The organism is Allochromatium palmeri (assembly GCF_009720725.1).
GTDB classification, from domain to species: domain Bacteria; phylum Pseudomonadota; class Gammaproteobacteria; order Chromatiales; family Chromatiaceae; genus Thermochromatium; species Thermochromatium palmeri.
Genome location: NZ_WNKT01000047.1, coordinates 12,062 through 32,071, shown reverse-complemented (window position 1 = coordinate 32,071; position 20,010 = coordinate 12,062). Strand labels below are relative to the sequence as shown.

Here is a 20,010-nt window from a genome sequence, read left to right as displayed (position 1 = left end):
TTTCTGACTCAGAGTGGTAAGTGCCTGTAGCTTGCTCCACTTTCATGAATCGAGGGGGAAATTAAGCGAACGATGAGCGTGAGATTTTCGTACTGTACTGAGGTCGCTTGGATTCGTCCCAGGTGAAATGCATGGATTATTTATATGCATAATCATGCATATCGTCAAGGATGAGGACTCGTGATGATTTAGGGTTGTGCGGTGCTTGAAAACCGGCATCGACCAGCGGCACTCAGAGATGGGTTTCGAGATCGACCTGAAACGCGATCTCAGGCGTGCCGAGATAGAAGCGCGCGCCAAGCGCCAGCGGATAGGTCTGACCGGGCTGCAGACGCTGTCCGTCGCCCTCGCCTGTCATCAGAAAGACCCCATTGGTCGACCAGCAATCTTCCAGCCCGAAGCCCGCTTGTCCGGCTTGGTACGTCACCAGAGCATGACGCTGGCTGATCGCCGTGCAGTGTGCCGGCAGCACCAGCCGCGCCAGCGCCGGATCGCGACCGATCGCCACCGGACCCTGATCGAGCGGAATCGTCGCGCCGGCATAGGGACCGCTCAGACCGCGCAGCACCGGACGCAGCGCCTGTACCGAGGGCGATGGGTTCGGTTGGGGTCGCGCCGCCGGGCCGGATGCCCGTAAACCGCGCCCACCCGCACGCGCGACCAGCCAACCGCCCCCGCCCAAAGCCGCGACCAACAGCAGAACCAGCGTCGCCGCCAGGCCCGGCTGACGCTGCCAGGACAGACCGATTGCACCCAGACGGCGTGTACTGACCGCGTAGTCGAGTCCTAGACGATCGAGCAGCGGCAGCAGTTCGTCGCTCGCCACCGCCCAGCCGAGCCCCTCGCCGGCGACCACGCGCTGTACAGCAAGGCTGCGACCGTCCGCGCTCAGAGTCGGCACCGCCGCCAGTGCCTTCATGGTGTTGATGCCGATCACCCGCCCAGCCGCGTCGAACAGCGGACCGCCCGAGTTGCCGGGATTGATGGCCGCGCTGACCTGGATCAGCAGCGCGGCGCGTGTGGAGTCGGCAGGCGGCGGCAGCAGGCGTCCGATCACGCCCTCGGTCATGGTCGATGTGCTCAGGGCCGCCAGATCGCCCATGCCGTCGGCATCGCCCGGAAAACCGACCGCGACCACAGGATCGCGCTGGCTGAGCGTGGCGAAGGTGGCAAAACGTGCGGCTGGCCGGTCGATGCGCCGCTCCAGACGCAGCACGGCCAGATCCTTGTCGGCATCGTGCGCGCGGACCCGTGCCTCGATCGCATCGCCCGCGCCGGCATCGAGCAGGATGCCGACCTGTCCGCTCTCGGCGGTGCAGGAGACGACATGCCAGTTGGTCACGACATGCGAGCCGTTGCCGACCACGAAGCCTGAGCCGGATTCCGGCTCGCCCTCGGCGGGCAGGCACAGCACCCGGACGGTGACGGCGTTCATGTGGTTGGTGAGCGCATCGGCCCAGATTGTGGCGGCGGGGAGCATGAATGCCAGCGCCACTACAATCCAGCGCAAGCATTCAACCGTTACATGTGCGCCCCGTGCTGTGGGAGCCAGAAATATTTTAATCAATGAACCAACTACTTACAGTGAGATCACAAGTTTCTCCTTCCTTGGGCACTTCAAATTGGGCATTCAAGCATTCACCCTCCGTTATGATTACAAGTAAATGGCTATGGATGTCATGAAATTCGAAGCGGCATGGAGACGTACCAGTTCCAGCGCAACTGGCCACTTCCCTCCAATTATTCTTGTAGTAAATTTCCTTTTCCTGTCCGTACTGCGAAATATCCTGCCATCTCCTGTTTTTGCCTTGCCAGCCTGCACCTAAAATAATTTCCCTAGCTTGTGAATAACTCATGCCCTGACGAAGCCCTGCCAATTCTCTACCGCGCTCTGATATAGAGCGCGAAGTGTCAACAGGTGTCGTCATTTGGCCTTCAGGTGCCGAACGCGGTATGGCATCGGCAATTCTGCCGATAGTGATGCTGTTGTTTTTGATAAAATCCAAATTCAAAGCCTTATTAGCTGAATATCGCACATTGGGATTTGGATTTTCGCTTGCAAGCTGTTGCAAAACCTGGCGCGTCCTATCTCGGTTTCGCGAATAACGAAAAGTCAACGCAAAACAAGCAACAGATTCAACAAACTGGCGTTTTTGTGCATAGTAGTTGGCCAGTTGATTCCAAGCTGTTGCACGCGAAGGAGAAAGCGTTAATGCCTTTGCGATCATGTCAACTGCCGATTGTAGATCACCAAGCTGTAAATACGTATAACTCAAATTATCTGCAACTTCGGGGTCTGATGGGTTTTTTTGATAAGCCGAAAGAAAATGATGCTTGGCCTCATCAAATCGATCTTCGCGAAAAACTGCCAATCCTTTTTCGTTCTCGGACCGGGAAATCTTTCTATCGACTATCGCTGGCCTTGGCAATGATTCTATTTGGCGGATAATGCGATCCAACTCATCCTCGTGACCTACCCCACCGTTATCCGATGAGGTGACGATCATTCTCTTCAGTAAAGAGATTGCTGAACCAGCTATATCGCCGCATGTAACGAACTCCAAGGAGTTTTCCCTTCCCTGGCATTCTGAAGAATAGTTATCAAATTGTAATGGCTTGCTTTGAGGATCGGGTTCCTCTGGCATTTGATATTGATGTATGCTTTCAGTCTGGGTGTTCAAGTCCTGCGAGCGATGAATCTCTGTCGGTTCGTTGAACTGGCTCTGTGGTTCCTCGCGCCTGACATCTTCAGGGCGATCTTCCGCCAACCTCTCATTTGACTGCCCCGTTTCTTTAGACGGACGATCGATTTCCGCAGATAACTGCGGAGTATCGAATGAGTCAGGCACATTCAACAACCAAGCCGCCAACACGATGGAGCCAAACAACCCAAGCGAGGCCAACACCGCCCAAACTGGCATCGACTTGGATCGAGCCGTTTGAGGCGAATTGGAATGGCTGTCGCCGTCATGGACGCCATCTCGTTGTTCCAGTTTGGTCGATTTTTCGAGCAATAGCGGATCCGTATCTGGTGATGTATCCGAACTCGATACACCCGAATCCTCCGGTTGAGGCACGATCACAGCCGCCTCTTTCCAGGCGTTCTGCAATACCTCGACACTCTCGAACCGCGCAGAGGCCCGCACCGCCAACGCCCGCACCAACACCGCCTCCTGCTCCGGCGCAATGACCGCCCCCAACTGCGACGGCGGCACCAACTCATCGGCGTCGAGCCGATCCAGCGCCTCCGGCGGCACCTGCCCGGTAATCGCCCGATACAGCGTCGCCGCCAGACTGTAGACATCCGTCCACGGCCCTTGCTGACCGCGTGTGCGGTACTGTTCCTCCGGTGCATAGCCCGGCTTGAGGATCACCGACAAACTGCGACTGTGCTCCCCAGCAGCAAAGCGCGCTGCCCCGAAGTCGAGCAGCTTCACCCGCCCGTCCTGGCTCAGATAGATGTTGTCGGGCGTGATGTCGCGATGCAGTAGCCCATCCTTGTGCACCGCACGCAGGGCATCCATCACCGGCATCAACAGCTTCATCGCCTGATCGAACGGCAACCGCCCCTCCGGTTGCTGCGCCAGATACTGCTTGAGCGTCAAGCCATCGACGAACTCCATGACGCTGTAGCCCGTCCCATGCGCCCGGAAGAAGCTCTTGACCGTCACGATCCCCGGATGCTGATCGAAGCGCGCCAACGCCCGTGCCTCCTCCAGAAACCGCTCCAGCCCATAGGCGAACTGCTCCGCCGCCGAACCCGAATAGACCGCCAGACTCACCCCATCCGGCGCGCGCGTGGCACTGTCGCGCGGCAGATATTCCTTGACCGCTAGCCGCAGATGCAGGTTCTCGTCCCAGGCCAGATAGGTGATCCCGAACCCGCCATGCCCCAGCACCCGCCCGATCCGATAGCGCTCGTCCAACAGTGTCCCCAACGCCAGCGCTGGCGGCGGATTGTCGAGACCGGATGCCCAGCCGCAACGACGACAAGGCGTGCTCAGCGGAGCAGTGAAACAATTCGGACAGCGGGACTTGGCGGCGGCTTCCATGGGGCGCAGACTCCTACACAAGGACACGAGACGATCAACGGTCGAAATCTAGCACAACCGCCGTGGACGGGGCGAGGGACACGAGACGAGACAGCTATGACGCCGGCGTATGCGCTTTCAAGCTGACGAGCAGAGCCGGAATCTCCTGCGTTGCCGCTGCCCACAGAATATCCGTATCGATATCGAAATAGGCATGAATCAACCGATTACGCATCCCGATCATGGCTTTCCAGGGAATATCCGAACAGGTTTGCCGGGTTTCGTCCGAAACCTTGCTCGCCGCTTCGCCAATGATCTCGATGGCACGCACCAGCGCAAACAACAGCATCCGGTCGCTATCCAGTTCGGAACGCCGACGTCCATCGACGAACCGACACACATCCTCAGCCGCCTCGATCATATGCAGAAAACGAACGCGATCCTTATCGTGCATATTGAACCTCAGCGGTTCGCAAGACCTCATCACGGAAATGGCGTGACAGATCGCCCGGCGTGCGCAAATCGACCGTGCATCCGCCGAGCATTTCCGACAACTCATCTTCCATTCCGGCTAGACCAAGCAAACCAGGAATATGCTTAGGATCGAACTCGACCAATAAATCGATATCGCTATCGGGTCGAGCCAGTCCAGTCAACTGCGAACCAAACAGCGACAAGCGACGGATGTAGTGCCGCTCGCAGAAATCGGCCAAGGCGTTTTCATCGACAGACAAAGCACAGTGCATGGAATTTCATCCGGTTGACGATCATCGTGCAAATCGGCATTGCGAGGACTGGCGAGGGCGTCGGGTTGATTCATGCTTGAAACCTAGCATCGGTCGGTCCGTGCTCAGGACTTGGTTTCGAGGTCGACCTGAAACGCGATCTCCGGCGTGCCGAGATAGAAGCGCGCGCCAGGTACCAGCGGATAACTCTGACCAGGCGGCAAACGCTGTCCGTCGCCCTCGGTTGTCATCAGAAAGACCCCATTGGTCGACCAGCAATCTTCCAGCACGAAGCCTTCCAGCCCGGTCCGGTACGTCACCAGAGCATGACGCTGGCTGATCGCCGTGCAGTGCGCCGGCAGCACCAGCCGCGCCAGCGCCGGATCGCGACCGATCGCCACCGGCCCCTGATCGAGCGGGATCGCCGCACCGGCATAGGGGCCGCTCAGACCACGCAGCACCGGACGCTGTACCTGTACCGAGGGCGATGGGTTCGGTTGGGGTCGCGCCGCCGGGCCGGATGCCCGTAAACCGCGACCACCCGCACGCGCGACCAGCCAACCGCCCCCGCCCAAAGCCGCGACCAACAGCAGAACCAGCATCGTCGCCAACCCCGGCTGACGCTGCCGGAACAGACCGACCGCCCCCAGCCGGCGCGTGCTGACCGCGTAGTCGAGTCCCAGACGATCGAGCAACGGCAGCAGTTCGTCGCTTGCCACCGCCCAGCCGAGCCCCTCACCCGTCGCCACACGCTGCACGGCGAGTCCGCGACCGTCCGCGCTCAGAATCGGCACGGCGGCCAATGCTTTCAGCGTATTGATACCGATCACCCGCCCGGCTACATCGAACAGCGGACCGCCCGAGTTGCCCGGATTGATGGCCGCGCTGACCTGGATCAGCCGCGCGCCGCGTGTGGAGTCGGCGGGCGGCGGCAGCAGGCGTCCGATCACGCCCTCGGCGGCGGCTTCCATTGGGCGCGATCTACTACAAAAGGACACGATACGATCGGCGTTCGAAATCTAGCACAGGAAGCCTGGACGAAGCATCCGGCCCAGCCTTGCGTCAAACCCGGAGATTCGCTGTAATAACTAAGTTATTACGCGAGGTTCACCATGCGCACGACTCTGAGAAAGATCGGCAATTCGCGCGGCGTCCTGATTCCGGCGGCCCTGCTGGCCGAATGCGGCATCCAGGACGAAATCGAGCTGCGACTCGAAGGCACGCGCCTCATCATCGAGCCGGCGCCGACGACGCGCGCCGGTTGGTTCGACGGCTACCGAGCTGAAGACGATCCGGATGCCTGGGCCGATCTGCCCGTCGAGGCCGATAGCGGAGACTGGCAGTGGTGAGCGAGCACCGACGGATTCAGCGCGGCGAGGTCTATTGGGTCAACCTCGACCCGACCATCGGAACCGAAATCCAGAAAACGCGCCCGGCGCTGGTCGTGTCGCCGGACGACATGAATGCCGCCCTGCCGCGCGTGATCGTCGCCCCGCTCACCTCGAAAGGACAACCGCTCGGCTGCCGGCCGGAAGTCGACTTCAATGGACGCCTCGCGCGAATCCGGCTCGATCAGATCCGTTGCGTCGACAAACGCCGACTGGCGGGAAAGTTGGGCGAGATCGACGCTGACCTATGGCACGACGTTCTGATGCGGATGCTGGATTGAAACCAATAACCTTGATCGCCGTTGAGGCTGGCGATGGCCTATGCTTGAGCCAAACGGTGCTTGATATCCGGCATCGGTCGGTGCAGAGATTCCTCATCATGCGCACGACCCTGAGATTAGACCGCGTCCAGGGGTTAGAATAGTCATCTGATCCGATCCCGGCGATCGACGCCCGATTCCTTAGTAACAGCTCCCCCGGATTCCACTGACTATGATTTCGCTCCTCGACTATGGCGCGGGCAACGTCCGCAGTCTGCGCAACGCCATCCACGCCCTCGGCTTCGAACTCACCGAGATCAAGCGCCCCGAGGACATTCTCAAAGCCGAGCGCCTGATCTTTCCCGGCGTCGGGGCCTTCGGCGCGGCCATGGAGCGGTTGCATCGTCTGGGCTATGTCGAGCCGCTCAAGGCGTATCTGGCCGCCGGCCGCCCCTATTTGGGGATCTGCATCGGATTGCAGGCGCTGTTCGAGGGCAGCGACGAATCGCCCGGCGTGGCCGGACTCGGGGTGATTCCCGGTCGCATCCGGCGTTTCGACGCGCCGGGGCTGTCGGTTCCGCACATGGGCTGGAATGATGTCCGGGTCGAGCGCGACTCGCCGCTGTTTGCCGGTTATGCCGGCGAAAAGCTCTATTTCGTCCATTCGTATCACGCCGAACCCCACGCCGAGAACGCCGACTGGCGTTTGGCAACGACCGATTACGGCACCCCGTTTCTGAGCGCCGTGCAGCGCGGCCGGGTCGGCGCAGTGCAGTTCCATCCCGAGAAGAGCGGCGCGGCCGGCCTGCGGCTGCTGCGTCACTTTCTGGCGGGCGAGGAGGGCGGTGTTCCGGCGGCGGGCCGGTCGGCATGCACCGAACCGACGCGCTTTGCCAAGCGCGTCATCGCCTGTCTGGATGTGCGTTCCAACGATGCCGGCGATCTGGTCGTCACCAAGGGCGATCAATACGATGTGCGCGAGTCCGGCGCGGTGCGCAATCTCGGCAAGCCGGTCGAACTGGCCGAGCGCTATTACGAGGAGGGCGCCGACGAAATCACCTTCCTCAATATCACCGGGTTCCGCGACTTCCCGCTCGCCGATCAGCCGATGCTGGAGGTGCTGAAACGCACGTCCGAGCGGGTGTTCGTGCCGCTGACCATCGGTGGCGGGATTCGCGCCTTCACCGACGACAGCGGTCGCGCCTATTCGGCCCTGGACGTCGCCGATGAGTATTTTCGCTCTGGCGCCGACAAGATCTCGATCGGCTCGGATGCGGTCGCGGCGGTCGAAGCCTATCTGGCGCGCGGCGGCGTGAAAGACGGCTCGACGGCCATCGAGCAGATCGCCGCCGTCTATGGCAATCAGGCGGTGGTCATCTCCATCGACCCGCGCCGCGTTTATGTCGACTCGCCCGAGGCCACGCGCCACGCGGTCGTGGAGACGGCCACGCCCGGACCCAATGGCGAGCGCTACGGCTGGTTCCAGTGCACCGTCAAGGGCGGACGCGAGGGGCGCGACGTCGACGTGGTCGAACTGGCGCGCGCCTGCGAGGCGCTGGGTGCCGGCGAGATCCTGCTCAATTCGATCGACCGCGACGGGACGGGCGCCGGCTTTGATCTGGAACTGATCGGCCAGGTCCGCGCGGCGGTGTCCATTCCGGTCATCGCCTCCAGCGGGGCCGGCTGTGTCGAGCATTTCGCCGAGGTTTTCGCCGCGACCGGGGTCGAGGCCGCGCTCGCCGCCGGCATCTTCCACCGCCGCGAGGTGCCGATCCAGGCCGTCAAGTCCTATCTGCGTGAGCAGGGGATCGAGATTCGGAGCTGATGGATATGGCGAGCCGCCACCTTTCGCTCGTGCTCGTGCTGATCTGGCTGTTATTGGTCGGCTGTGCGCCCATCGAGCCGACAGGTGGCGAAAATCCGGATCGCGAGACCCTGCTTGCGACGACCGCGTCCTGTCATCTGCTTCGCGTGGGTCAGACCAATGACGTAGCGGCCACGGATGCCACCGTCATCATCGCCGCCGATAAGTATCATCTATCGATCACGGCCATCGTCGAGCGCGCCAACCGCATGGTCAAGGACTATGAGCAGCGTCCGGCCGATCTCATCGCGCGCGCGATGGAATCCTGTAACCGGCTGTCTGAGTTGACGGGGACCGCGCCCGCGCTGGTGCGGTTCGAGTCCGATGGCACCCTACGCACCGCCTGGCTGCGGATCGATGGCGTGGAAATCACACCCGGATTCGCCCAACGCACCATCACCGAGCTGCGCCGGCGCAAGGCGATCGGGCTGGTCATCAACAGCCCGGGCGGCTCGGTCGACGAGGCCCGCAAGCTCGGGCGTTATCTACGCGCCAACGGCCTGCGTGCCGCTGTCGACGACTATTGCGCCTCGGCCTGTATCGATGTGCTGGCCGGCGGAGTCGAGCGTTACGCCACCCAGAGTGCGCGCATCGGTGTGCATCAGAGTCGGGTTCCACGCCGCTACAGCAGCCACGAGGGCGGTCAGCTTTATGTCGCCGATGCCTTTCTCTATCTGCGCGAGATGGGCGTCGATGCTGATGTCGCCATCGCCGCCGCCAGCGTCCCCAACAACCGCGTCCTGATCATCGAGCTCTCCGAGGCGCTTGCCGCGCGACTCATCACGGGTGTGATCGATGGGTTCGAGTGATCCTGCCTGTCGAGTTTCAATACTCACGATTTACATAATTAGTAATTTTAATAAATCATAATTCCGTAAACTTCCCCTCGTTCCATTCTGGCGGTCTCCGCGCGTCCTGCCTCCAACGAGCAGGAGCCTGACCACCAGACATCCGAATTCCGAGCTGGTAAGCGCCGTCCCCATCCTCGGCGTCGCGCTCCCCTGACTGTCTCTGCCGGATTAGCTGTCTATGGCAACCATCCTAACCGCCGTGGGTTTCATGGCCGCGCTCGGCCTGCTGCTCGCCCTGATGTTGGTCATCGCCAACAAACGGCTCTATGTGTTCGAAGATCCTCGGATCGATCAGGTCGAGGATCTGCTGCCCAAGGCCAACTGTGGCGCCTGTGGCGAGGCCGGCTGTCGCCCCTTCGCCGAGAAGCTGGTCAAGGGCGAGATCGACCCGGCGCGCTGCACGGTCAATGCCAAGTCGATGAACCAGATCATCGCCGACTTCCTGGGTGTTGAATTGAGTGCTCGCGAGCGCTGGGTGGCGCGGCTGGCCTGCGACGGCGGCGGCAATGTCGCCTACCTGCGGGCCAATTACAGCGGCCTGCCGTCCTGTCGTGCCGCCGCGCTGGTGGCCGGCGGCGGGCGCGGCTGCACCTGGGGCTGTCTGGGTTTCGGCGACTGCGAGGTGGTGTGCGATTTTAGCGCCATCACCATGAACCGCCAGGGCATCCCGGTCGTCATCGAAGACAAGTGCACCGCCTGCGGCGAGTGCGTCACCGTCTGCCCCAAAGATCTGTTCGAGCTGCATCCGGTCAGCCACCGGCTGTGGGTCGCCTGCAAGAACCTGGAGTTCGGCGATCAGGCCGAGCATCACTGCGAAGTCGCCTGCACCGCGTGCGGGCGCTGCGTCCAGGACTCACCCGAGGGCTTGATCCAACTCCAGGACAACCTCGCGGTGATCGATTATGCCAACAATGCACTGGCCTCCAAGGTCGCGATCGAGCGCTGTCCGACCGGCGCCATCGTCTGGCTGGAGGCCGATGGAACCGTCGTCAAGGGACGCGACGCGCGCAAGGTGCTGCGCAAGGGGACAAAGGGCGCCTTGCCGGCCGTCTGAGGCCGCGCGAGGTGGCGATGGCCCGCTCGCAAACCGCCGTCAGAGCGGTCGCGGCCGGGCGACTCGACATCGAATTGGTTGTGAGCCTCAGACCTGAGTCCGATGGCTCCCCTTAGAGAATCAACACAGAGAAGGCCCATGTTCGGAAAGAAAGACGAAAAGCAGTTCAAGTACCCTGGCACCCGTATGGCGATGGACGGTAACAGTGCCGTCATCATGTGCGAGCGCGAGGCCTCGGATGCCGCCGGTGCCTATCCGATCACGCCGTCCACCCAGATGGGCGAATACTGGGCCGAGGAAGTGGCCAATGGGCATCTCAATATCTCGGGTAATCCGCTGATTTTCGTCGAGCCGGAATCGGAGCACGCGGCCGCCGCCGTGACCGCCGGTATGTCGATGACCGGTCTGCGTGCGACGAATTTCTCGTCGGCGCAGGGCGTGGCCTTCATGCACGAGTCGCTCTACACAGCGGTCGGCAAGCGTCTGCCCTATGTGCTCAACATCGGCTCGCGCGCCATCACCAAGGCCAGTCTCAACGTCCACTGCGCCCATGACGACTATCACTGTATCGATGACACCGGCTTCTTCCAGGTCTTCGGCAAGAACGCTCAGGAAGCCGCTGACCTCAATTTGATCGCGCGCAAGATCGCCGAGCTGACCCTGACCCCGGCCGCCGTCGGTCAGGACGGCTTCCTCACCACGCACCTGATCGAGCCGCTCAACGTACCCGAGCGCGCCCTGGTCGAGGAGTTCTGCGGGTGTCCAGACGACATCATCGAGTGCCCGACCCCGGCCCAGCGTCTGGTCTATGGACCGACCCGCCGCCGCGTGCCCCTGGTATGGGATGTCGACAACCCGGTCAGCTCGGGCACGGTGCAGAACCAGGACGCCTACATGCAGGCGGTCGCGGCCCAGCGTCCCTATTTCTTCGACCACATCGGGCCGATCACCGATCAGGTGATGGCCGAATACTACGAGCTGACCGGCCGGCGCTATGCGCGGGCCGCGACCTATCGCTGCGAGGATGCCGAATATGTGATCCTGGGCCAGGGCAGCATGGTCGTCCAGGCCGAGGCCGTGGTCGACTATCTGCGCGAAACCCGCAAGCTCAAGATCGGAGTCATCAATCTGACCATGTTCCGGCCCTTCCCCGGTGAACTCATCGGCCGGATGCTGCAGGGCAAGAAGGGCGTGGCGATCCTGGAGCGCACCGACCAGCCGCTGGCCGAGGATCTGCCGATCATGTGCGAAGTGCGCGCGGCCCTGGCCAAGTGCATGGAGAACGGCATGGTCGGCAAGGGCGTGGAACTGCCCTATGCCCCCTATCCGACTTACAAGGCCGGCGACATGCCGCGGCTCTACTCGGGCTGCTATGGTCTGGGTTCGCGCGACCTCCAGCCCGAGGGGCTGATCGCCGCCGTCGAGAACATGATCCCCGGCGGTAGCGGTCGCACGTTCTTCTATCTCTCGATCGACTTCATGCGCGACGCGGCCGATCCCAAGGACGAGATCCGCCTTCAGCAGCTCAAGGACGCCTATCCGCGTATCGGCGAGCTGGCCCTGCGCGGCAGCGAGAACCCGAATCTGCTGCCCAAGGGCGCGGTGACGGTGCGGATGCACTCGGTCGGCGGCTGGGGCGCGGTGACCACCGGCAAGAACCTGGCGATGACGCTCTACGAGCTGCTGGGTTACGACATCCGCGCCAATCCCAAGTACGGCTCGGAGAAGAAGGGTCAGCCGACTACTTACTTCCTCTCGGCCGCGCCCGAGCCGATTCGCCTCAACTGCGAATACACCTATGTCGACGTGGTCCTGAGTCCGGACCCGAACGTCTTCACCCACTCCAACCCGCTTGCGGGTTTGCATCGCGGTGGCCGCTTCGTCATCCAGTCGAGTCTGGAGAGCGCCGAGCAGGTGTGGGCGAGCTTCCCTCCGGTCGCACGCAAGTTCATCGTCGATAACGAGATCCGCGTTTACTACATTGACGGCTTCAGGATCGCGCGTGAAGAGGCCTCCAACGCCGAGCTGCAATTCCGCATGCAGGGCAACGCCTTCCAGGGCGCCTTCTTCGCTGCCTCGCCGCTGATGGAGCGTTCCGGGCTGGATGAGACCGGTCTGTTCAACGCCATCGAGGAGCAGTTGCGTTCCAAGTTCGGCGCCAAGGGCGAGCGCGTGGTGCAGGACAACCTGCGCATCGTGCGCCGTGGCTTCGACGAGATCGTCGAGATCACCGATAAGCCGCTGGTGGCCGGCCAGCTCCTGACCCGCAAGGCCCCGAGCCTGCCGATCATGCTCAAGGCCCTGCCCGAGGGCGAGGGTCGGATCTCTGATGTGCACCGTTTCTGGGATCAGACTGGCGCCTTCTACGCCTCGGGTCGCGGCAGCGATAACCTCACCGATCCGCACATGGCCCTGTCGCTGATGCCGGCCTCAACCGGCGTCTATCGCGATATGACGCAAATCCGCTTCGAGTATCCGAAGTTCCTGCCCGAAAACTGTACCGCCTGCGGGAGCTGCTTCTCGATCTGTCCCGACAGCGCCATTCCGGGTCTGGTCAACACGATCTCGGACATCTTCGCCACGGCGATCGGCCGTGTCGAGCGCGGGATGCCGACCCAGTATCTGCGCCGCGAGACCCGCAACGTCGAGAAGCGTCTGCGCGAACTGGTCGAGACGGCGGGCGAGAGTGCCGACATGCGCACGCTCATGGATCAGGCCGTGCTCGAAACTCTGGCCGCTTTCAGCGGCGAGCCGGAGCAGAAGGCGATCGCCGAGAAGGAATTCGGGCTGATGATGGAAGCGCTCGGCGACACTCAGTTCGCCATCACCAAGCCCTACTGGACCAACCGCGAGAAGAAGCAGAAGGGCAGCGGCGGACTGTTCAGCCTCACCGTCAACCCCTACACCTGTAAGGGCTGTATGGAGTGTATCGAGGTCTGTAACGACGGCGCGCTCGTCGCCGAGCCGCAGACAGACGCCAGCATCAAACAAATGCAGGACCGCTGGGCCATGTGGCTGGATCTGCCGACCACCGATCCGGACTTCATCCGCATCGAGGATCTCGACGACAAGGTCGGCGCGCTCGAGACCCTGCTGCTCGACAAGACCAACTATCAGTCGATGGTCTCGGGCGACGGCTCCTGCATGGGCTGCGGCGAAAAGACCGCCGTCCATCTGTTCACGGCCACGGTCACGGCGCTGATGCAGTCGCGCGTCAAGAAGCACCTGGCCGAGATCGACGATCTGATCAACCGTCTGGAGACCCATATCCGGCTCAAGCTGGCCTCGGGCATGGATCTCTCCAACTCGGCGGCGATTGCCAAGGCGCTCGACAGCCACAAGGACGCGGATCTGACCCTGTCCGGACTCTCGGCTGAGCTGGTCGAGCAGGGCGCCCAGCCGGTCGATCCCGACTGGCTCAAGTGGGTCACGGGACTGCTGGCCAAGCTGCGTCATCTCAAGGCGCAGTACACCGACAAGCAGCCGCGCGCCAACATGGGCTTCGTCAACGCCACCGGCTGTACCTCGGTCTGGGGCGCAACCTTCCCTTACAACCCCTATCCCTTCCCCTGGTCGAACAACCTGTTCCAGGATTCGCCCTCGGTGGCCCTGGGTCTGTTCGAGGGCCACATGCGCAAGATGGGCGATGGCTTCAAGGCCATCCGTCAGGCGCGCCTGGAGCTGGACGGTAAATTCAACCCGGCCGATCCCAACTGCCATCTGAGCTATTTCGGCTGGAAGGACTTCAGCGACGAGGAGTGGCTGCTGTGCCCGCCGGTGGTCGCGGTCGGCGGCGACGGAGCCATGTACGACATCGGCTTCCAGAACCTGTCGCGTGCACTCATGTCCGGCACGCCGGTCAAGATCCTGGTGGTCGACACCCAGAGCTACTCCAACACCGGCGGTCAGTCCTGTACCTCGGGCTTCGTCGGCCAGGTTGCCGACATGGCGCCCTACGGCAAGCAGTGGAAGGGCAAGACCGAGATCCGCAAGGAAATGGGTCTGATCGGCATGGCGCATCGCTCGGCGTTCGTGCTCTCCAGCTCAGCCTCGCACCTGACGCATCTGTTGGAAGGCTACATCGATGGTCTGAACGCGCGCCGCCCGGCCCTGTTCAACATCTATACCTCCTGTCAGCCCGAGCACGGCATCGGCGACGACATGTCCAACAAGCATGGTCGCATGGCGGTCGAGTCGCGCGCCTATCCGTTGTTCCGCTTCGACCCGGACGCGGGCACCAGCCTGGAGGAGTGCTGCTCGATCGAAGGCAACCCGGACATCGATTCGGACTGGATCAGTTGGACGCTCAAGTACACCGATGAGCAGGGCAAGCCGGCCGAGATGGAGGTGCCCTTCACCTTCGTCGACTTCGCCATGATCGAGGGTCGTTTCCGCAAGCACTTCCGCAAAGCACCGCCTGAGACCTGGAACGACACCATGATCCCGGTGCACGAGTTCCTGGATCTAGACGAAGACGAGCGCGAGGGTCTGCATCCCTATGTCTGGGGCGTGGATGGCAAGAACCGTCTGATGCGTGTCCTGGTCGCCCAGGAGCTGATCCATAGCGGCGAGGAGCGGCTCGCCTATTGGACCCAGTTGCGCGGACTCTGCGGCGAGCTGAACAAGGTCGATGTCGAGGCCGTGCGCTACCAGGCCAAGGCCGAGATCGCTCAAAAGCTCACCACCAGCCTGCTGGCGCTGGCGGTCGGGGAGGGCGCTGGACTCGCTGGTCTGGCCGGCGCGGCGCCCGCGAACGGCGCGGGTCACGGCGGCAATGGCGTGGCTCACTCAGGCACCAACGGCTCGGGCAACGGTAGCGCCGAAGGCTGGGAGCCAGTCTGGGTCGAGACCCCCGAGTGCACCGCCTGCGACGAGTGCGTCCAGATCAACCCCAAGATCTTCAAGTACAACGGTGACAAGAAGATCGAGATCGTTGATCCCAAGGGCGGCGCCTACAAGGACATCGTCAAGGCCGCCGAGAAATGCGCCGCCGGCTGCATCCATCCGGGCCTGCCCTGGAATCCGGCCGAGGCAGGTGTCGACAAGCTCGTCAAGCGCGCCGAGAAGTATCAGTAGGAAGCGGTGAGGAACGAACTGCCTCGGTTGCGACTGAGGCGGTTCGCTGTGCTCACCACATCCTACAACGTCCTCCCTATTCAGGCGGTGAAGCGATGAAACACCATACAGCGGCACTGGATTCCAACTACGCGCCCGAAGCCGGGCACTCCAACCTGATGAAGCGGATCGGCCTGGGTTTCACGCGGCTTCTTCATGGCCACAAAACCTTCGATCACGGTATCTATCCGATCGAGCACAAGGAGCTGACGGCCGGCAAGCCGATCCGGCGGCTGCCCTTCGCCGACGAGCTGGTCATTCCCTTGCAGCAGCACAAGGGCCGCGCCTCGGTACCGATCGTCAAGGTCGGTCAGGAGGTCGTGCGCGGCGAGCCGATCGCGGTGGCCGATCATTTCGTTTCGGTGCCCATGCATGCGCCGGCGACCGGCGTGATCCGCGCCATCGGGTTGGCACCGACCGCCGATGGTCCGAAGACTCCGGCGATCTTCCTCAAGGTCTACCATGCCGCCAGCCAGCAGGTGCTCTATGACATGGAGCGCGAGCCGGAACGCATGAACGTCAAGGACATCATCCAGGCGGTCCAGGACGCGGGTCTGGTCGGACTCGGCGGTGGCGCTTTCCCGAGCCACGTCAAGATGCAGCCGCCGGCCGGGCGGGTGATCCATACGGTGCTGGTCAACGGCTGCGAGTGCGAGCCCTATCTGACCTGCGACCATCGCATCATGCTGGAGCAGACCGAGACCCTGATCCGTGGCATCCAGATCGCGCTGCGGGCCACACGCGCCGAGCGGGCCATCATCGGCGTCGAGGACAACAAGCTCGATGCCGTGAGCCATCTGCGCGCGCGCCTTCCCAAGCATCTGCCGATCACGGTCGAGGCGGTCCAGACCAAGTATCCGCAGGGTGCCGAGAAGATGCTCATCAGCGCCGTGCTCGATACCGAGGTGCCGGTGGGCGGACTGCCGGCGGATGTTGGCGTCGCGGTGTTCAACGTCGGCACCCTGGCCCAGATGGGCGAGCTGCTGCCGCAGGGGCGCGGCCTGATCGAGCGCGTGGTCACGGTCAGCGGGCCGGCGGTCAAGAATCCCGGTAATTTTCTGGTGCCGATCGGCACGCCGGTGCGTTTCCTGCTCGACCAGGTCGGACTCAAGGGCCCCTTGGGCCAGGTGATCCTGGGTGGTCCCATGATGGGTATGGCCGTATCCTCGCTCGATGTGCCGGTCACCAAGTCGGTCTCGGGTGTGGTGGCGCTGGAGCCGGAAGATCCGGCGCTGGCGCGACGTCAGGTCTATCCCTGCATCAAGTGCGGCGAGTGTCTCCAGGCCTGTCCGGTCTCGCTCAATCCCTCCATGCTCGGCGAGCTGGCGGTGGCGCGTGAATACGACGTCATGGCCGGGCAGTACAACCTCGATCAATGCTTCGAGTGCGGCTGCTGTGCCTTTGTCTGTCCGTCCAATATCCCGCTGACCCAGTATTTTCGCATCGCCAAGTCGATCAATCGCGATGCGCAGCAGCGGGATGAAGCCAAGCAACGGCCGCACTGAGCAACCACTGATTACTGAAGACTGATGACAAACCATGTCTAGAGGCATTGAAATCCGGACATCGCCCCATCTCAAACGGGTGGTGACGGTCGACAAGATCATGCGCACCGTGGTGCTGGCGCTGCTGCCGATCGCGGCCTTCGCCGTCTGGCAGTTCGGGCTGAGCGCGCTGCTGCTGCTCCTGACCACCACGGGCGTGGCCATCCTGACCGAAGCGTTCTTCGCCCGTGTCAGCGGCCGGGGCAACACGGTCTCGGACTGGTCGGTGGTCATCACCGGTCTGCTGCTGGGACTGACCCTGCCGCCCGGCTTCCCGTTGTGGATGGCCGCCGTGGCTGCCTTCGTCGGCGTGGCGCTGGGCAAGGCGCTGTTCGGCGGGCTGGGCTACAACGTCATGAATCCGGCCCTGGTCGGACGTGCCTTCGTGCAGGCGGCCTTTCCGGTGGCCATCACCACCTGGACCCCGGCCTTCGCGCCCGGTCGCTTCACCGAGATCATCCCCTCGACCCTGACGCCGCCCTTCATGCAGCCGATTCCGGTCGATGACTGGGTCGCGGGTCTGAATCTGGACGGCTGGAGCGGGGCCACGCCGCTGGCGATCCAGAAGTTCCAGCACATCGAAACGCCGCTCATGGATACCTTCAGCGGTATGATCGCCGGTTCCGCCGGCGAGACCTCGGCGATCCTGATCCTGATCTGCGGCCTGTGGCTGGCCTGGCAGCGGATGCTCGACTGGCGCATTCCGGTCAGCGTCATGGCCGGCGCGGTCCTGGTCGCGCTGCCGTTCTGGCTGCTCGATCCGAACATCTATCCAAGCCCCTGGTTCGTGCTCTGCTCGGGCGGACTGATGCTGGGCGCCTGGTTCATGGCCAGCGACATGGTAGCCTCGCCGGTAACGGCCAGCGGCGTGATCCTGTACGGACTCTTCATCGGCGCGCTGACGGTGGTGATCCGGCTGTTCGGCGGTCTGGTCGAGGGCATCATGTATGCCATCCTGCTGGCCAATGCACTCGGGCCGCTGATTTCGAGCTGGACCCAGCCGCGCGTTTACGGCTCCAAATAGAGTAGGGCGGACATGACGACCGAAGTACAGATTCAACCCCAGCCAGCGACCACGCCGGCCTGGGCCATGCTGCGCACCCTGGGCGGGATCGCGCTGCTCTCCGGGCTGCTGGTGGCGCTGGTCTACCAGTTCACCCTGCCCATCATCGCCGAGAATCAGCGTGTCCTGACCGAGAAAGCGGTGTTCCGCGTGCTGCCCGGCGCGGTGACTAAGCGCGATTTCGTCATCACACCCGAAGGCGGACTGGCGCCGGCGGAAGCGGGTGTGAGCGGTGAGCTGATCTATGGTGCCTATGACGCGGCTGGTCAGCTCCTGGGTCTGGCCATCACCGGCTCGGGTCCGGGCTATGCCGGGCCGGTCAGGGTCATGTTTGCCTATGATCCCGACTGTGACTGCCTCACCGGCAGCAAGGTGCTCCAGTCCAACGAGACGCCTGGATTCGGCGACAAGCTCGACTTCGACCCGGACTTCCTCGCCAACTTCAAGGCGCTCGATGCGCGTCTTAACGCTGAGGGTACGGCGCTCGCCAACGCCATCGTCACCGTCAAGCATGGCACCAAGAGCGAGCCCTGGCAGATCGACGCCATCACCGGCGCGACCATCTCCTCGAAGGCGATGGGTCGCGCAGCCGATGCCGCCGCACAACACGCGGTGCCGGCCATCGAGCGCGATCTGGCCGTGCTCGCCTCGCCACCGTCGCCCTGAACCGCGAGATCCCGAGTCATGTCTGAACTGCTCAATCCGCAAGAGAAACTCACCCCGGATACCTTCCTGCGCGGTCTGTGGGAAGAGAACCCGGTGTTCGTGATGCTGCTCGGACTCTGTCCGGTGCTGGCGGTCACGAGCACGACCCTGAACGCCCTGGCCATGGGACTGGCGACCACCTTCGTGCTGGTCTGCTCCAGTCTGCTGGTGTCGCTGCTGCGCCACTGGATCCCCAAACAGGTGCGCATCGCCAGCTACATCGTCATCATCGCCACCTTCGTCACCATCGTCGACTATGCCATCCAGGCCATCAGCCTGGAGCTGTACGCCGCGCTTGGCGCCTTCATCCAGCTCATCGTCGCCAACTGCGTGATTCTGGGCCGTGCCGAAGCCTATGCCTCCAAGCAGCGTCTGCACACGACGCTCGTCAACAGTCTCGGAATGGGCGCCGGCTTCACCCTGGCGCTGCTGGCGCTGGGTACGGTGCGCGAGATCCTGGGCAATGGCACCATTCTCGGCGTCTCGCTGTTCTCGCCGGACTTCCAGCCCTGGATCGTGATGATTCTGCCGCCGGGTGGCTTCTTTGTGCTCGGCGCCTGGCTGTTGCTGTTTAATTGGTTGCGTGAGAGCAAGGTCCGCCGCGCCGCGAAATTCACGGGAGCACCCGCCGATGCACGCTGAACCCTTGTCGCTGATCTTTCTCAATGCGGCTATCGTCAACAACTTTGTGCTGGCACTGTTTCTTGGCATCTGTCCCTTCCTCGGCGTCTCGGCCAAGAAGGAAACGGCCTGGAACATGGGGCTGGCGACGATGTTCGTGATGCTGGTCAGCTCAGCCGCCGCCTATGGCATCAACTGGCTGCTGACCCAGCTCGGGTTGGAGTTTCTGCGCCTGATCTGCTACATCGCCGTAATCGCCTCAGCGGTGCAACTGGTCGAGATGTTCGTCAAGAAAACCAGTCCGACGCTGTTTCGCTCGCTCGGCATCTTTCTGCCGCTCATCACCACCAACTGCGCCATCCTGGGTCTGGCGTTGTTCCAGACCACCAAGGAATACAATTTCGTGCAGAGTCTGGTCTATGCCCTAGGCGCGGGCGCCGGTTTCATCCTGGCGCTGATGCTGATGGCGGGTCTGCGCGAAAAGCTGGCGCTGGCCAAGGTGCCGAGCGTCAGTCAGGGCGCCGCCATGAGTCTGATGCTGGCCGGGTTGCTGTCGCTGGCCTTCATGGGTTTCGCCGGACTCGGAGGCGGGCATGGCTGAGGTTTTGCTTGCGCCCCTGGTCGTCTTCCTGGTGCTCGCCGGTTGGGTTGGCGTGCAGCAGCTCTATGCGCGCTTTCAGGCGCGCTATCCGCAACTCGGACCCTTTCGCGATTCGGGCGGTGGCTGCGCGTGCGGCAAGGGGCATTGCGCCTCCAAGAGCGCCGACTGAGGCGCTCAGATTTTCGCGA

The 20,010-nt window shown here is 62.7% G+C and carries 17 protein-coding genes; 12 read left to right on the top strand and 5 right to left on the bottom strand.

Going from position 1 to position 20,010, the window contains the following annotated elements:
- Positions 1-232: 232 nt before the first annotated feature.
- From GJ668_RS20155 to GJ668_RS20695, 5 genes are all read right to left on the bottom strand, one after another.
- Positions 233-1,480, bottom strand: coding sequence for a trypsin-like peptidase domain-containing protein (locus GJ668_RS20155; protein ID WP_186343156.1), 1,248 nt, complete (start codon positions 1,478-1,480; stop codon positions 233-235).
- A 79-nt stretch (positions 1,481-1,559) separates the two neighbouring features.
- Complete coding sequence (locus GJ668_RS16445) at positions 1,560-4,052, bottom strand: serine/threonine-protein kinase (protein ID WP_155451220.1); 2,493 nt, start codon at positions 4,050-4,052, stop codon at positions 1,560-1,562.
- A 94-nt stretch (positions 4,053-4,146) separates the two neighbouring features.
- Complete coding sequence (locus GJ668_RS16440) at positions 4,147-4,485, bottom strand: HepT-like ribonuclease domain-containing protein (RefSeq protein WP_155451219.1); 339 nt, start codon at positions 4,483-4,485, stop codon at positions 4,147-4,149.
- Positions 4,475-4,777 (bottom strand): nucleotidyltransferase family protein, encoded by a 303-nt coding sequence (locus GJ668_RS16435; RefSeq protein ID WP_155451217.1) that lies wholly within the window; start codon positions 4,775-4,777, stop codon positions 4,475-4,477. The genes GJ668_RS16440 and GJ668_RS16435 overlap by 11 nt, the downstream gene beginning before the upstream one ends.
- Positions 4,778-4,881: 104 nt before the next feature.
- On the bottom strand, positions 4,882-5,727 hold the full coding sequence (locus tag GJ668_RS20695) for an FHA domain-containing protein (RefSeq protein ID WP_155451216.1): 846 nt from the start codon (positions 5,725-5,727) through the stop codon (positions 4,882-4,884).
- A gap of 141 nt (positions 5,728-5,868) precedes the next feature.
- On the opposite strand from GJ668_RS20695, the gene GJ668_RS16425 reads away from it, so the two are divergent.
- From GJ668_RS16425 to GJ668_RS20150, 12 genes are all read left to right on the top strand, one after another.
- Entirely contained in the window at positions 5,869-6,105 is a 237-nt protein-coding gene (locus GJ668_RS16425) for an AbrB/MazE/SpoVT family DNA-binding domain-containing protein (RefSeq protein ID WP_155451214.1), read from the top strand.
- Complete coding sequence (locus GJ668_RS16420) at positions 6,102-6,425, top strand: type II toxin-antitoxin system PemK/MazF family toxin (protein ID WP_425482504.1); 324 nt, start codon at positions 6,102-6,104, stop codon at positions 6,423-6,425. The genes GJ668_RS16425 and GJ668_RS16420 overlap by 4 nt, the downstream gene beginning before the upstream one ends.
- A gap of 211 nt (positions 6,426-6,636) precedes the next feature.
- The gene (gene hisF, locus GJ668_RS16415; protein WP_155451212.1) at positions 6,637-8,229 is read left to right on the top strand and encodes an imidazole glycerol phosphate synthase subunit HisF; all 1,593 of its coding nucleotides are present in this window, start codon (positions 6,637-6,639) and stop codon (positions 8,227-8,229) included.
- Positions 8,230-8,234: 5 nt separating this feature from the next.
- The gene (locus tag GJ668_RS16410) at positions 8,235-9,077 is read left to right on the top strand and encodes a COG3904 family protein (protein WP_246194952.1); all 843 of its coding nucleotides are present in this window, start codon (positions 8,235-8,237) and stop codon (positions 9,075-9,077) included.
- A gap of 220 nt (positions 9,078-9,297) precedes the next feature.
- Positions 9,298-10,173: an RnfABCDGE type electron transport complex subunit B gene (locus GJ668_RS16405; protein WP_155451210.1), complete on the top strand. Its 876-nt coding sequence runs from the start codon at positions 9,298-9,300 to the stop codon at positions 10,171-10,173.
- 138 nt (positions 10,174-10,311) lie between these two features.
- Positions 10,312-15,249 carry a 2-oxoacid:acceptor oxidoreductase family protein gene (locus GJ668_RS16400; RefSeq protein WP_155451209.1) on the top strand — a complete coding sequence of 1,646 codons (4,938 nt, stop codon included), beginning with the start codon at positions 10,312-10,314 and terminating at the stop codon, positions 15,247-15,249.
- 158 nt (positions 15,250-15,407) lie between these two features.
- A complete protein-coding gene (gene rsxC / locus GJ668_RS16395) occupies positions 15,408-16,793 on the top strand; it encodes an electron transport complex subunit RsxC (RefSeq protein WP_155451223.1) in 1,386 nt (461 codons plus the stop codon).
- 34 nt (positions 16,794-16,827) lie between these two features.
- Positions 16,828-17,856 carry an RnfABCDGE type electron transport complex subunit D gene (locus GJ668_RS16390; protein ID WP_155451208.1) on the top strand — a complete coding sequence of 343 codons (1,029 nt, stop codon included), beginning with the start codon at positions 16,828-16,830 and terminating at the stop codon, positions 17,854-17,856.
- 12 nt (positions 17,857-17,868) lie between these two features.
- Positions 17,869-18,561: an RnfABCDGE type electron transport complex subunit G gene (locus tag GJ668_RS16385; protein ID WP_155451207.1), complete on the top strand. Its 693-nt coding sequence runs from the start codon at positions 17,869-17,871 to the stop codon at positions 18,559-18,561.
- A gap of 18 nt (positions 18,562-18,579) precedes the next feature.
- Positions 18,580-19,242 (top strand): electron transport complex subunit RsxE, encoded by a 663-nt coding sequence (gene rsxE, locus GJ668_RS16380; protein WP_155451206.1) that lies wholly within the window; start codon positions 18,580-18,582, stop codon positions 19,240-19,242.
- On the top strand, positions 19,232-19,822 hold the full coding sequence (locus GJ668_RS16375) for an electron transport complex protein RnfA (protein WP_155451205.1): 591 nt from the start codon (positions 19,232-19,234) through the stop codon (positions 19,820-19,822). The genes rsxE and GJ668_RS16375 overlap by 11 nt, the downstream gene beginning before the upstream one ends.
- Positions 19,815-19,991 (top strand): hypothetical protein, encoded by a 177-nt coding sequence (locus tag GJ668_RS20150; RefSeq protein ID WP_186343155.1) that lies wholly within the window; start codon positions 19,815-19,817, stop codon positions 19,989-19,991. The genes GJ668_RS16375 and GJ668_RS20150 overlap by 8 nt, the downstream gene beginning before the upstream one ends.
- The last annotated feature ends 19 nt before the right edge of the window (positions 19,992-20,010 follow it).

Excerpts from the sequence above, each read along its gene's own strand:
- GJ668_RS20155 (WP_186343156.1), bottom strand. The coding sequence starts at position 1,480 with ATGCTCCCCGCCGCCACAATCTGGGCCGATGCGCTCACCAACCACATG.
- GJ668_RS16445 (WP_155451220.1), bottom strand. The coding sequence starts at position 4,052 with ATGGAAGCCGCCGCCAAGTCCCGCTGTCCGAATTGTTTCACTGCTCCG.
- GJ668_RS16440 (WP_155451219.1), bottom strand. The coding sequence starts at position 4,485 with ATGCACGATAAGGATCGCGTTCGTTTTCTGCATATGATCGAGGCGGCT.
- GJ668_RS16435 (WP_155451217.1), bottom strand. The coding sequence starts at position 4,777 with ATGCACTGTGCTTTGTCTGTCGATGAAAACGCCTTGGCCGATTTCTGC.
- GJ668_RS20695 (WP_155451216.1), bottom strand. The coding sequence starts at position 5,727 with ATGGAAGCCGCCGCCGAGGGCGTGATCGGACGCCTGCTGCCGCCGCCC.
- GJ668_RS16425 (WP_155451214.1), top strand. The coding sequence starts at position 5,869 with ATGCGCACGACTCTGAGAAAGATCGGCAATTCGCGCGGCGTCCTGATT.
- hisF (WP_155451212.1), top strand. The coding sequence starts at position 6,637 with ATGATTTCGCTCCTCGACTATGGCGCGGGCAACGTCCGCAGTCTGCGC.
- GJ668_RS16410 (WP_246194952.1), top strand. The coding sequence starts at position 8,235 with ATGGCGAGCCGCCACCTTTCGCTCGTGCTCGTGCTGATCTGGCTGTTA.
- GJ668_RS16405 (WP_155451210.1), top strand. The coding sequence starts at position 9,298 with ATGGCAACCATCCTAACCGCCGTGGGTTTCATGGCCGCGCTCGGCCTG.
- GJ668_RS16400 (WP_155451209.1), top strand. The coding sequence starts at position 10,312 with ATGTTCGGAAAGAAAGACGAAAAGCAGTTCAAGTACCCTGGCACCCGT.
- rsxC (WP_155451223.1), top strand. The coding sequence starts at position 15,408 with ATGAAGCGGATCGGCCTGGGTTTCACGCGGCTTCTTCATGGCCACAAA.
- GJ668_RS16390 (WP_155451208.1), top strand. The coding sequence starts at position 16,828 with ATGTCTAGAGGCATTGAAATCCGGACATCGCCCCATCTCAAACGGGTG.
- GJ668_RS16385 (WP_155451207.1), top strand. The coding sequence starts at position 17,869 with ATGACGACCGAAGTACAGATTCAACCCCAGCCAGCGACCACGCCGGCC.
- rsxE (WP_155451206.1), top strand. The coding sequence starts at position 18,580 with ATGTCTGAACTGCTCAATCCGCAAGAGAAACTCACCCCGGATACCTTC.
- GJ668_RS16375 (WP_155451205.1), top strand. The coding sequence starts at position 19,232 with ATGCACGCTGAACCCTTGTCGCTGATCTTTCTCAATGCGGCTATCGTC.
- GJ668_RS20150 (WP_186343155.1), top strand. The coding sequence starts at position 19,815 with ATGGCTGAGGTTTTGCTTGCGCCCCTGGTCGTCTTCCTGGTGCTCGCC.